Source organism: Flavobacterium segetis, from assembly GCF_900129575.1.
Lineage (GTDB): Bacteria > Bacteroidota > Bacteroidia > Flavobacteriales > Flavobacteriaceae > Flavobacterium > Flavobacterium segetis.
In genome coordinates, this window is record NZ_FQWE01000003.1 from 354,288 (window position 1) to 366,970 (window position 12,683).

The window sequence follows — 12,683 nt, forward strand, 5'->3', positions numbered from 1 at the left end:
TATTTAAGTTGTGTGTTGCAAATTTAACCAAAGTATTTAATTATCATTCTTAATTCCATCATACAATTTTTTTCTTTAGTAAAAAAAAATAGTTTAGATTTTAAAATTATAACTGTCTTTATACCATTAGATTAAGAGTTATTAACATTTTTTTTTAAATGTAACTAACTGATAATCATCAAGTATATTTCAATATAATTGTTAAAATTTTGCATTGTTAATAGTAAAACGCAATTACTTGATATTCAGTTAACTTTAAATTAACAGTCACTGTTGATAAGTTGAAATAGAAAATAAGAACTAAATTTTGGTTGTATCGAAATAAAATGTAATCCAAAACCCAATATTAAAAACCTAATTTAGTTTGCACTTTTTTTAGAATACTTATCAATATAAAAAAGTGTTTTATTAACAAAAGCGGTAGTAAGAGTTATTTACAAAATCAGCAATATTGAAGTTATCAACGATTGTTAATTAAAATATAAAAAGACTTAAAAACTAAACGTTTATCTAAATATAACTTTGTTGATAAGTCCCAATAAAATAGTGAAACTTAATATTACTCCATTTTAAAATAAATTTATTGCCACTATTAACACACTATAATAACAACCAAGAAAGATTTTAAATTTAAATTTTCTTTTTGTTTATTTTAATATATGTTGACAACTTTAAAAATTTTATTTTAAAAGTTGTCATTTAATTTAGACAATTTTTAAATTGTTATTTAAATGATCTAGTAATGCTTGTACTTTTTCAAAATCGTTAAAATGAATTTTAAGTTTGATTCCACCGTAAGCAAAACTTGCAAATGGATCTACTGAAACTATTGTTTCATTTTCAAAAAAATAATAAATTTCTTCCTGTTCTAATAAATGTTTAATAACTACAATTTCGTGTGAATAATTAAAAATTGCAATGGTTTGAAATTCTTCCATTTTATATTGTTTTTATAAAGATACAACTATTCAGTAAAGTTATATTTTCTTTAAATCTGTGAAGTCTTAACGGATAAGAGTTTAGTATTTTGTAATTTTAGACCTTTAAGAAAAGTTTTATGAGTAAAAGATTAAGAAAGCCGGTAAAAAAAGGGAAAGATTTCTCTGAAAAAATAGTTAAAATATTATCGCAAAGTGCTAATAAAGCATTTAATTACAAACAAATAGGAGCAAAGCTAGAGTTAGATGATACCGAAAGTAGAAATCAAATTATCAAAGACTTGAAAATTTTAGCTGCTCAGAACACAATTATAGAAGCAGAACCTGGAAAGTATCTCATAAAAGCAGTAAGTAAAGATTATTACGAAGGTAAAATCGATATGACGGGTCGCAAAACAGCTTACTTTGTCTCTACTGAACTAGAGGAAGATGTTTTTATTCCAACTAATAATTTGAATCATGCCTTAGATAAAGATATAGTTAAAGTATATGTTTATAACCGCAGGAAAGGAAAAAAGCCAGAAGGGGAAGTTATTGAAGTTATTGAAAGGAATAAAACTGATTTTGTTGGTGTTATTGACATTCAGGCTAATTTTGCTTTCGTTTCTACTGCAAATCCAAAAATGTATACTGATATTTTTATTCCAAAAGATAAGATTGGTGAGGCCGAACAAGGTGATGTTGTTTTAGTTCATATCGAAGATTGGCCTGCTAGAGCTGATAGTCCTTTTGGTTCAGTGATTAAAGTTTTAGGAAAACCGGGAGAACATGATACCGAAATTCATGCAATTCTTGCTGAATATGGTTTACCAGCAGAATTTCCGATAGAGGTAGAGACATTTGCACAAAAAATTGATACTTCTATAACTGAAATTGAAATTTCAAAACGTCGCGATATGCGTGATACTTTGACATTCACAATTGATCCAAAAGACGCTAAAGATTTTGATGACGCACTTTCATTTAAGAAATTAGAAAATGGGAATTACGAAATAGGAATTCATATTGCTGATGTTTCATATTACTTACAAGAAGGAACAATTTTAGATGATGAAGCATATCAGCGTGCAACTTCGGTGTATTTAGTTGATAGAGTTGTACCTATGTTGCCCGAAGTTTTATCGAATTTTGCTTGTTCATTGCGACCAAATGAAGAGAAATATACATTTTCAGCAATTTTTGAGATCAATGAAAATGCTCAAGTTATGAATCAGTGGTTTGGTAGAACTGTAATGTATTCTGATCAACGTTTTGCTTATGAAGAAGCACAGTATATCATAGAAACAAAAGATGATACAATTCCAGCAGAAACTTCTATTACTGGAGCATCTTATCAAGTTTCGAAAGAAATCGTTGCAGCAACACTTAAAATGGATGAATTAGCTAAGATTCTTAGAAAAAAGAGAATGGCTGAAGGAGCTATAACTTTTGATAAGGTAGAAGTGAAATTCAACCTAGATCAAGAAGGGGAACCTCAAGGTGTCTATTTTAAAGTTTCTAAAGATGCCAATCATTTAATTGAAGAATTTATGCTTTTAGCTAATAGGAAAGTGGCAGAGTATATAGGAAAGCAAAAGAAAACCTTTATTTACAGAATTCATGATGAACCAAACGAAGATAAATTAATTGCTATGCAAACGGTAATCGCCAAGTTTGGTTATAAAATTGATTTTCGTAATAAAGGAGATATTTCTAAATCATTAAATGCTTTAATGGAAGAAGTAAATGGCAAGAAAGAACAAAATCTAATTGATACCTTGGCAATTAGAAGTATGAGTAAAGCTAAATATTCAACAGATAATATTGGTCATTATGGTTTAGCGTTTGACTACTATTCTCATTTTACTTCACCTATTCGTCGTTATCCTGATGTAATGGTGCATCGATTGTTACAACATTATCTTGATGGAGGAAAATCAGTTGATGAAGAAACGTATGAAACTAAATGTTTACATTCCTCAACAATGGAAGGCTTAGCCACACATGCTGAAAGAGATTCTATAAAATATATGCAAGTGAAATACATGCAAGATCATAAAGATGAAGAGTTTTTAGGAGTTATATCTGGTGTTACAGAATGGGGAATTTATGTAGAAATCATCGAGAATAAGTGTGAAGGAATGTGCAGAATTAGGGATATAAAAGATGATTATTACACCTTTGATGAAAAGCAATATGCATTAACAGGAGCTACTTCAGGTAAATTATTACAATTAGGAGATGAAATTTACGTTAAAGTAAAAAATGCCGATTTAGTTAAAAAACAACTTGATTTTAATTTTTTAAGAAGAAGTGAAGAATTAGTAAAATAATAAATGATGAAAAAAATAGCAATTATTGCATTTGTATTTTTAAGCCAAATTACAATTGCGCAAGTAACTAGAAATTTAGGAGACTTTGATGAAGTCAAAGTTTTTGATAAAATAAATGTAAAGTTGATTCCAGCTTCAGAAAATAAAATAATGATTACAGGAGCTCGAGCTGAAGAAATGCAAACTGTGAATAAAAATGGAGAATTAAAAATTAGAATGCCCTTTCCTAAACTTTTGTCAGGAGATGATATCATGGTTAAATTATATTTTAAAAAGTTAGAAAGTATATCAGTAAGTGAAGGGTCTTATGTTTCAAGTGAGATTGATTTCAAGCAAACTAGTTTAGAATTAAACGCCACAAGTGGAGGAGAAATTGATCTGGAATTAAGCGTTGATAAGGTTAGCACAAAAGCCAATGCCGGTGGAATTATAAATATTGTAGGAAAGGCTACTAATCATGATGTAAAAATCACATCAGGAGGAATTCTAAATGCAAAAGATTTAGAGACAGCGCAAACGTCTATAAGTGTATCTGCAGGCGGTCAATCAGAGGTTCGAGCTAGTACCTTAGTGGATGCTAAAGTAAAAGCTGGTGGTTCTATTTTTATTTATGGTAAGCCAAAGCAGATCAATAAAGATGTTTTTATTGGTGGAACTATTTTAGAAAAAAATTAGTATTTTCCCATTAATTTTTAAGCAATTAATTTAGATTTTAATGATAAATGATATTTTAGCTGGTATACCTTGGGGAATTTTTTTAAGTTTCATGATAGGCCCTGTATTTTTTATTTTACTAGAAACTAGTATTATAAAAGGGTTTAGAGCAGCATTGGTATTTGATTTAGGAGTGATTTTAGGTGATATTGTATTTATTGGTATAGCATATTTAGGCAGTTTTAGATTAATTCAAAGTTTAAAGGATCAGCCAGCTTTATTTATATTTGGAGGAGTATTGATGTTATCATACGGTGTAATTTCATTTTTTCAATTAAAAAAAGAACAGAAAATAAACACTGATTTAATTGATAAAGAAATTATAAAAAAGAATTATGGAAGTTTATTTATCAAGGGCTTTTTTTTAAATATTATTAATATTGGTGTGCTGGGTTTTTGGTTAGCAATTATTATATCTGTGGGTCCTAAATTAGAAATGCAAACCTCCAGAATGATTACTTTTTTTACAACAGTAATTTTATCATATTTGGTAGTTGATTGTATTAAAATATTACTAGCTAAACAGTTAAAAAATAAATTAACACCTGTTAATATATTGAAAATAAAAAAAGGAATAAGCATCGTTTTAATGATTTTTGGAACTGTTTTAATCACACAAGGTTGGTTTCCGAAAGAAAAAGAAATGGTAAAACATGCTTTAGAAAAAATTGATAAGTAAGATTTTGTAGAATTTACTAATAAACATAATCCTAATTGTGAATGAAAGTTCAGAATTAGGATTTTTTTTGCTTTAATTGAATTTAAAACCAATAAAATCAAATTCAATTATTTTATTTTCTTCGAATTTAATGAACTATAAGCATGATTGGATCCATTCCAATTGTTACGCTGGAAGCGTCTCAACAACTTAGAGCAACGTAGTAATGATGCTTCCAGCATGACAATGTTAGTACTTAAAAATCAAATTCAATTATTTTATTTTCTTCGGATTTAATGAAGTATAATCATGATTGTATCCATTCCCATTGTGCCGCTGGAAGCATCTCAACAATTTAGAGCAACTTAGTAGCGATGCTTCCAGCATGACAATGTTAGTACTTAAAAATCAAATTCAATTATTTTATTTTCTGCGGATTTAATGAAGTATAATCATGATTGTATCCATTCCCATTGTGCCTCTGGAAGCGTCTCAACAACCTAGAGCAACGTAGTAGTGATGCTTGCGGCATGACAATGGTAGTACTTAAAAATCAAATTCAATTATTTTATTTTCTTCGAATTTAATGAAGTATAATCATGATTGTATCCATTCCAATTGTTACGCTGGAAGCTTTAAATTGACTTAGAGCAATTTAGTAGTGATGCTTCCAGCATGACAATGTTAGTAATTAAAAATCAAATTCAATTATTTTATTTTCTTCGGATTTACTGAAGTATAAGCATGATTAGATCCATTCCAATTGTCACGCTGGAAGCTTTAAATTGACTTAGAGCAATTTAGTAGCGATGCTTCCAGCATGACAATGTTAGTACTTAAAAATCAAATTCAATTATTTTATTTCTTCAAATAAAGGAAGTATATGCATGATTGGATCCATTCCAATTGTCCCGCTGGAAGCGTCTCAACAAATTAGAGCAACTGTGTAGCGATGCTTCCAGCATGACAATGTTAATACTTAAAAATCATTCATAAAAAAAACCTCCAAGTTTCCTTGAAGGTTTTAGAGGCATCGTCCGGATTCGAACGCAATATTTACTTAATTTTTCTTAAAAATTTGAACTAATAAAAAAACCTCCAAGTTTCCTTGAAGGTTTTAGAGGCATCGTCCGGATTCGAACCGGAGTAGGAGCTTTTGCAGAGCCCAGCCTAGCCGCTCGGCCACGACGCCAGTTATTTACTGGGTTGCAAATGTACTATAAATAATCGAAATTCCAAATCGAAATTCTCGATATAAAAATAATTCTCTCAAATTTAAATCTAAAATCTAGATTCCTTAATCAACAATCATAAATCTTTAACTTCTATATTCTTCCATTTCAATAGTAACTGCCTCAACATCACCGCCAATAGGAGGATTTAGCTTAGAAACGCCAACAATAATTCGTGATATCTCAGGGATTTCATCAAATATTCTGGTCACAATTCGATGTGCAACATGCTCTAGTAAATCAGCACGAATCGCCATTTCGTCGACAACAATTTGATTTAAAAGTACATAATCGACAGTGTCTTTTAAATTATCTGAAATACTTGATTTTCTTAAATCAGTTTTAACTTCCAAGTTCACAATGTAATCAGATCCAATTTTTCCTTCTTCTATCAGACAACCGTGATACGAGTAGGTTCTAATATTTTTTAGCTTTATAATTCCCATTTTCTATTTTCTATGTTCTATTTTTTATCTTTGCTAAAATTAAGAAAAATTATGTCAACCGAAGAAAAATCACTCCATTTTATAGAACAAATCATTGAGGACAGTTTAACTAATGGTTTTCCAAAGGATAAATTACGCTTTCGATTTCCACCAGAGCCTAATGGTTATTTACACATAGGTCACGCCAAATCTATTTGCTTGAACTTTGGTTTAGGTTTGAAATATAATGCGCCGGTGAATCTTCGTTTTGATGATACAAACCCTGCAAAAGAAGAGCAAGAATACGTTGATGCAATTAAAGAAGATGTTAAATGGCTAGGTTTTAACTGGAGTGAAGAATTGTATTCTTCTGATTATTTTCAGCAGTTATATGAATGGGCGGTTGAGATGATAAAAAATGGTAAAGCTTATGTTGACAGTCAGACTTCTGAAGAAATGGCTACGCAAAAAGGCACGCCAACGCAACCGGGGGTTGACGGACCTTTTAGAAGTCGGTCTGTACAAGAGAATTTAGATCTATTTGAAGCAATGAAGCGTGGCGATTATCCTGAAGGAAGTCATGTGTTGAGAGCTAAAATTGATATGAAATCAACAAATATGTTAATGCGTGATCCTTTGATGTATCGCATTTTACATCGTCATCATCATAGAACTGGATATAATTGGAATATTTATCCTATGTATGATTATGCGCACGGCGAAAGCGATTATGTAGAACAAATTTCGCATTCAATTTGTACCTTAGAATTTGTTATGCACAGGGAATTATACAATTGGTTTTTGGATCAAATTTATGATAACAATAGAGTTAGACCACATCAGTATGAATTTGCACGGTTAAACCTTAATTATACGGTTATGAGTAAGCGGAAACTATTGCAATTAGTGCAAGAAAATATTGTGCATGGTTGGGATGATCCAAGAATGCCTACCATATCTGGATTAAGAAGAAGGGGTTATACTGCAACTTCTATTCGTAAATTCTGTGATATTATTGGCGTTGCCAAAAGAGAAAATATCATTGATTATTCACTTTTAGAATTTTGCTTGCGTGAAGATTTAAATAAAATAGCTCCAAGAGTTATGGCTGTTTTAGATCCTATAAAATTAGTTATTTCTAATTATCCTGACGATTTAGAGGAATGGTTAGACGCTGAAAATAATCAGGAAGATGAAACATCAGGTTATAGAAAAGTTCCTTTTTCAAGAGAACTATATATTGAAAGGGAAGACTTTCTTGAAGATGCGCCTGCTAAATTTTTTAGGTTGAGTCTAGGTAGGGAGGTACGTTTAAAAAATGCTTACATTATCAAAGGAGAGAGCGTTATAAAGGATCAAACAGGAAATATTACTGAAATTTATGCTACTTATGATGTTGATAGTAAAAGTGGAAGTGGTAATGAAGCGAGTACACGTAAAGTTGCTGGAACACTTCACTGGGTTTCTATAAAACATGCAATAGAAACTGAAGTTCGTCTATATGACAGGTTATTTATTGATGAAGCGCCTGATAGTCACAAGGAGAAAAACTTTTTAGAATTTATAAATCCTAATTCGTTAGAAGTTATTAAGGGGTACGTAGAACCTACTTTGGCGGAGGCTAAACCTGGAGAGAAGTTCCAGTTCCAACGATTAGGTTATTTTAATGTGGACAATGACTCGACAAGCGAAAAAATTGTATTCAATAAGACCGTTGGTTTAAAAGATGCTTGGGAAGAGAAAGGAAAAAAGGAAGAAAATTTATTGATGAATACGCAAAAAGAAATCAATAAATATGTAAAAGAAAAGGAGGAGAACAATGCTCTTTTGATTTTGCACGCGATAGTTGAAAATATAGTAAGTATTGATAATTACAGTTTACTAGTAAACACAATTGTCAAAAATATTAAAAACGACAGTAACTCGTTACTGTTCTCAAATTTGATATTGCAACATTCTAAAAAAGTTAAGTTCAAAGATATTGAAGAAGATTTATTAACTAAATTATATTCGATGTCACTAAGAAGTCAATTAGCTGAAGTTAGAATTTCAGCAATTACAAATCTTCAAAATGATTCCCATAATTATAGTCTTTTCGAAACTCAACTTTCTGATTTAAAAATTTCAGAGAAAAATGAGAAAGTTTTACAATTAATAGCAGATCGAAAAATTTAATTTCAAATTATTATTATAGATTTCGCAAATTAAAAGCTCTCTTTCAAGAGGGCTTTTATTATTATTAGTTTTAACTATCGATTTCAAGATTTTTATTTATTATTTCTATTAAAAACTATTAACATAAACGCTTTTTAAGAACATAATTTTTAAAATACATATACTTACGCGATATCTAAAATATCGATTCATATGTCGCTTTGAAATGCTTTTTACATAGTTGTCATGCAGTTTAACGAGTTGTTAACTTAATATTGTTAATATTATTGTAACTTTAAAGAACAAACTATAAAAAAACAAATTATGTCAAATAATACGGGAAATACATTGGTTGCTGTTTTAGCTGGAATTGCAATAGGAGCTGGAATTGGAATTTTATATGCTCCAGACAAAGGTTCAAAAACTAGAAGAAAAGTTAAAGATGGTTTTGATGATGCAAAAAACGATTTACATCACAAGTTTGATATTGTTTCATCTCAATTGAGTGATAAATTATCAAGTGCAAAATTTGATTTAGAAGAAACTTATGAGGATCTACTATCAAACATGAGCAATAAAACAGATGATGTTATTTCATTTTTAGAAGAAAAATTGGCTGATTTAAAAAAGCAAAAAGCTAAACTTCAAAAATAAATAATCTACTGTTTAATAATTGAAAAAAATATTTTATGGCATTTGAAGAACTTAAAGAAAATACTGAATTTATCCAAGAAAACATTCATGACTATATTAAGACTAATGTTTCTTATTATAAACTTTTAGGATTTAAGATTGCAGTAAAATCAATTTCTGTAATCTTAAAATTTTCTATAATTTTTATCTGTTTAATTATAGTTTTACTATTTTGCTCCGTTGCAGGTGCATTAGCAATTGGAAAATATATAGATAATTATCCCCTAGGATTTCTCATAATTGCAGGTTTATTTTTAGTCATAGCATTATTTTTAATAGTGCTAAAGAGTAGGATAGGAGAAAAGCCAGTTTTAAAGAAGTTTTCAGAAATATTTTTTAATGATTAAATGATGACAAATAAAAATTATACGTCTTACGAGCAAATTGATAGAGAACTTGAAATATTAAAAATTGAAAAAGAGATCAGTTATCATAAATTAGTTAGCGGAGTTCAAAAAACTAAAGACAGTTTAACCTCAAAAAACATTGTTACAGATTTATTAAGTACTTATAGCTCATCAATTCCTTATGGAGCAATTATATCTACAGCTGTTCCTTTTGTTCTTAATAGAGCTTTACCTTTTGTAAAAAATTGGTTTAAAAGAAAAAGAGGCAATTAAGCCTCTTTTTTATTGTAAATCGTTTACTCTTCATCTTCCGGTTCTTCAGGAGATTCAGGTAATTCGTAATTACTCTCCCTTTTTCTTTGGTCTTTAGTATTTTTCTTTTTCATTAATTCTCCCACTTGATTAGAGGCACTAAATGAGGCGATCATATTATTTAGCATGTCGCTTCCGGCTTGAGGTGAGTTAGGCAATAGAATTAAATTAGAGTTAGCGTCAGCGCCAATAGCCTGCAACGTATCGTAGTGTTGCGTTACTACAATTAATGCTGATGCTTCTTGAGAATTGATTCCAACTCTGTTTAAAACATCTACACTTTCCACTAGACCTTTGGCAATTTCTCTTCTTTGATTAGCAATCCCTTGTCCTTGTAATCTTTTGCTTTCTGCCTCAGCCTCCGCTTTAGCAACAATTCTAATTCTAGATGCTTCAGCTTCAAATTCAGCTACCGTTTTTTCTCTATCAGCAGCATTTATCCTGTTCATAGCATTTTTCACCTGAATATCTGGATCAATATCTGTTACTAGGGTATTAATGATCGTGTAACCGTAAGTGGTCATTGCTTCATTTAATTCTCTTTTTACAGCTATAGCAATGTCATCTTTACGTTCAAAAACGTCATCTAATTTTAATTTAGGAACTTCTGCACGCACAACATCAAACACATAAGAAGTGATTTGATCGTGTGGATATTCTAATTTATAGAATGCATCATAAACAGTTTCTTTGATTACCATAAATTGGACTGAAACTTTTAGTTTAACAAAAACATTATCTTTAGTTTTTGTTTCGATAATAACATCTAACTGTTGGATTTTAAGATTTACTCTGCCAGCAATTCGATCAATAAGAGGAATTTTAAGATGTAGACCAGATTGTCTTATACTTAGAAATTTTCCAAAACGCTCAATTACTACCGCTGTTTGTTGTTTAACGGTAAAGAATGCCGAGAGTAAAATAAAAAATCCAAGTACGGATAGGATAATTAATGTAATGTTCATATCTCTTGTATTTAAATTTAAGTTAACTGACAATTTACAACAAAAGTTGGGCTTTGTTTGGAATACTGCAAAATTTTATGATAAAGATATTAGTTGTCTAAATAATTGATAATGTTTATTTTTGTAGTTTTAATTTAAAGTACGGTGAGACCCTTTACTAATTGAAATAGTTTGATAAAAAAAGTCCCGTTAAATTCGGGACTTTTATATGTTATAAGGTATTTATTGTTGTTTTAATTCTATTAATAGTTTCTTCTTTCCCAATGATTTCAACGATATCAAATAAATGAGGGCCTTTAAGTGCTCCAACTACACTTAGTCTAAAGGGTTGCATTACTTTACCCATTCCAATTTCGTTTGTTGTCATCCATTCTTTCACTATTGTTTCAATATTTATAGATGTGAAATCCATAATTTCTTGTAGAACAGAGATTAATTCCTCCATCAATTTAGGTGTTTCGGTCTTCCAGTTTTTGAGTGCTTTTTCATCATAAACTGTTGGAGCTACAAAAAAGAAGTTACTTAATTCCCAAAATTCTGAAACAAAATGTGCACGTTCTTTGATTAAAGAGACAATTTTTATTAATTTTTCTTTTGATATTACTATTCCTTTGTCAATCAAGGTAGGAGTGAAGGCAGAGGCCAAATCTGAATCCGTTTGTTTGATTAAATATTGATGATTGAACCATTTATTTTTTTCTGGATCAAATTTTGCACCTGCTTTGTGGACTCGATTTATATCAAATGATCGTACTAATTCTTTTAAAGAAAATAATTCTTTTTCAGTGCCATCATTCCAACCAAGTAGTGCTAAAAAGTTGATAACCGTTTCAGGAAAAAATCCATTTTCTCTATAACCAGATGATATTCCTTCGTTTGTTTTCCAATCTAAAGGGAATACAGGAAATCCCATTTTGTCGCCATCGCGTTTTGACAATTTTCCATTTCCAATGGGTTTCATTATTAGTGGCAAATGGGCAAATTCTGGCGCTTGCCAATTAAAAGCTCTATACAACAAAACGTGCAGAGGCATTGATGGCAGCCATTCTTCACCACGAATTACATGAGAGGTTTCCATTAAATGGTCATCAATAATATTAGCTAAATGGTACGTTGGCATACCATCACTTTTGAACAGAACTTTGTCATCTAAAAGGTTCGTGTCGAATTTTACATCTCCACGTATGATGTCATGAAGATGTAAAATTTCATTAACAGGTGTTTTAAACCGAATGACATAATGTTCGCCATTTGTTAATCGTTGATTGATTTCAGTTTCAGAAATACGTAAAGAAGTGTCAAGTTTCTCTCTGTTGTGATGGTTGTAAATAAATGTTTTTCCTTGTTCCTCTTCCTCTTTTCTCGCTAATTCTAAATCTTCAGGAGTGTCAAAAGCATAGTAGGCATTTCCTGAAGTGATTAGCTCTTGAGCATATTTTTGATAGATTTCTTTTCGTTCACTTTGACGATAAGGTCCATGTTTTTCATTTTTTCCAATGGTTTCATCTGGAGCAATACCTAACCAGTTTAAGGCTTCTAAAATATATTCTTCCGCGCCAGCAACGAAACGTGCTTGATCCGTATCTTCAATTCTTAGAAAGAAAACTCCATTATTTTTTTTAGCAAACAGATAATTGAAAAGAGCGGTGCGAACTCCACCAATATGTAAAGGTCCAGTTGGACTTGGTGCAAAACGCACCCGAACTTGTTTAGACATTTCTTGATTTTTGTACAAAGATACAATTCTAAAAATAAAAGTGATACTTCAAAATTAAGCATCTACTAGTGGTGAGTGCGTATTAAAGAACAGTTTTATTCTTAGCGTTATTAAAGGTGCACACTTGGTAAAGACTAATTTTGAGAGCTAAAAACTCATTCAAATTAAATCATATTAAATTAGTACTTTTAGTGGTTATAAAATCCAAACTATATA

11 protein-coding genes and 1 tRNA gene are annotated in these 12,683 nt (G+C 30.3%); 7 read left to right on the plus strand and 5 right to left on the minus strand.

Annotated features, from left to right (window positions below; translation table 11 throughout):
• Positions 1-704: 704 nt before the first annotated feature.
• Complete coding sequence (locus tag BUA99_RS05935) at positions 705-938, minus strand: hypothetical protein (protein WP_072989505.1); 234 nt, start codon at positions 936-938, stop codon at positions 705-707.
• A gap of 119 nt (positions 939-1,057) precedes the next feature.
• Between BUA99_RS05935 and rnr the strand changes: the two genes are divergently transcribed.
• The 3 genes from rnr to BUA99_RS05950 are packed head-to-tail and all read left to right on the plus strand — an operon-like array spanning position 1,058 to position 4,643.
• Entirely contained in the window at positions 1,058-3,250 is a 2,193-nt protein-coding gene (gene rnr, locus BUA99_RS05940) for a ribonuclease R (protein WP_072989508.1), read from the plus strand.
• Between the two features lie 6 nt (positions 3,251-3,256).
• Positions 3,257-3,925: a head GIN domain-containing protein gene (locus tag BUA99_RS05945; protein ID WP_072989510.1), complete on the plus strand. Its 669-nt coding sequence runs from the start codon at positions 3,257-3,259 to the stop codon at positions 3,923-3,925.
• 40 nt (positions 3,926-3,965) lie between these two features.
• The gene (locus BUA99_RS05950) at positions 3,966-4,643 is read left to right on the plus strand and encodes a LysE family translocator (protein WP_072989512.1); all 678 of its coding nucleotides are present in this window, start codon (positions 3,966-3,968) and stop codon (positions 4,641-4,643) included.
• 1,100 nt (positions 4,644-5,743) lie between these two features.
• Here the strand turns inward: BUA99_RS05950 and BUA99_RS15075 are convergent.
• Both BUA99_RS15075 and folB read right to left on the minus strand, forming a co-directional pair.
• Positions 5,744-5,814: transfer RNA gene (locus BUA99_RS15075), tRNA-Cys, on the minus strand.
• Positions 5,815-5,940: 126 nt separating this feature from the next.
• A complete protein-coding gene (gene folB / locus BUA99_RS05955; protein ID WP_072989515.1) occupies positions 5,941-6,300 on the minus strand; it encodes a dihydroneopterin aldolase in 360 nt (119 codons plus the stop codon).
• Between the two features lie 51 nt (positions 6,301-6,351).
• Here folB and BUA99_RS05960 point away from each other — a divergent pair, with 51 nt between their 5' ends.
• The 4 genes from BUA99_RS05960 (at position 6,352) to BUA99_RS05975 (ending at position 9,746) form a co-directional block, all read left to right on the plus strand.
• The gene (locus BUA99_RS05960; protein WP_072989518.1) at positions 6,352-8,454 is read left to right on the plus strand and encodes a glutamine--tRNA ligase/YqeY domain fusion protein; all 2,103 of its coding nucleotides are present in this window, start codon (positions 6,352-6,354) and stop codon (positions 8,452-8,454) included.
• Between the two features lie 303 nt (positions 8,455-8,757).
• Entirely contained in the window at positions 8,758-9,087 is a 330-nt protein-coding gene (locus BUA99_RS05965; protein WP_072989519.1) for a YtxH domain-containing protein, read from the plus strand.
• A gap of 35 nt (positions 9,088-9,122) precedes the next feature.
• Entirely contained in the window at positions 9,123-9,473 is a 351-nt protein-coding gene (locus tag BUA99_RS05970) for a competence protein (RefSeq protein ID WP_072989522.1), read from the plus strand.
• 3 nt (positions 9,474-9,476) lie between these two features.
• Positions 9,477-9,746: a DUF6327 family protein gene (locus tag BUA99_RS05975; RefSeq protein WP_072989751.1), complete on the plus strand. Its 270-nt coding sequence runs from the start codon at positions 9,477-9,479 to the stop codon at positions 9,744-9,746.
• 23 nt (positions 9,747-9,769) lie between these two features.
• On the opposite strand, the gene BUA99_RS05980 is transcribed toward BUA99_RS05975, so the two are convergent.
• Both BUA99_RS05980 and gltX read right to left on the minus strand, forming a co-directional pair.
• Positions 9,770-10,750, minus strand: coding sequence for an SPFH domain-containing protein (locus tag BUA99_RS05980; protein WP_072989754.1), 981 nt, complete (start codon positions 10,748-10,750; stop codon positions 9,770-9,772).
• A 211-nt stretch (positions 10,751-10,961) separates the two neighbouring features.
• The gene (gltX, locus tag BUA99_RS05985; RefSeq protein WP_072989524.1) at positions 10,962-12,467 is read right to left on the minus strand and encodes a glutamate--tRNA ligase; all 1,506 of its coding nucleotides are present in this window, start codon (positions 12,465-12,467) and stop codon (positions 10,962-10,964) included.
• Between the last annotated feature and the right edge of the window lie 216 nt (positions 12,468-12,683).

What these genes read in the sequence shown, in the direction of transcription:
- BUA99_RS05960 (WP_072989518.1), top strand. Translation starts at nt 6,352, where the DNA reads ATGTCAACCGAAGAAAAATCACTCCATTTTATAGAACAAATCATTGAG.
- folB (WP_072989515.1), bottom strand. Translation starts at nt 6,300, where the DNA reads ATGGGAATTATAAAGCTAAAAAATATTAGAACCTACTCGTATCACGGT.
- gltX (WP_072989524.1), bottom strand. Translation starts at nt 12,467, where the DNA reads ATGTCTAAACAAGTTCGGGTGCGTTTTGCACCAAGTCCAACTGGACCT.
- BUA99_RS05980 (WP_072989754.1), bottom strand. Translation starts at nt 10,750, where the DNA reads ATGAACATTACATTAATTATCCTATCCGTACTTGGATTTTTTATTTTA.
- BUA99_RS05935 (WP_072989505.1), bottom strand. Translation starts at nt 938, where the DNA reads ATGGAAGAATTTCAAACCATTGCAATTTTTAATTATTCACACGAAATT.
- BUA99_RS05950 (WP_072989512.1), top strand. Translation starts at nt 3,966, where the DNA reads ATGATAAATGATATTTTAGCTGGTATACCTTGGGGAATTTTTTTAAGT.
- BUA99_RS05965 (WP_072989519.1), top strand. Translation starts at nt 8,758, where the DNA reads ATGTCAAATAATACGGGAAATACATTGGTTGCTGTTTTAGCTGGAATT.
- BUA99_RS05975 (WP_072989751.1), top strand. Translation starts at nt 9,477, where the DNA reads ATGACAAATAAAAATTATACGTCTTACGAGCAAATTGATAGAGAACTT.
- BUA99_RS05945 (WP_072989510.1), top strand. Translation starts at nt 3,257, where the DNA reads ATGAAAAAAATAGCAATTATTGCATTTGTATTTTTAAGCCAAATTACA.
- rnr (WP_072989508.1), top strand. Translation starts at nt 1,058, where the DNA reads ATGAGTAAAAGATTAAGAAAGCCGGTAAAAAAAGGGAAAGATTTCTCT.
- BUA99_RS05970 (WP_072989522.1), top strand. Translation starts at nt 9,123, where the DNA reads ATGGCATTTGAAGAACTTAAAGAAAATACTGAATTTATCCAAGAAAAC.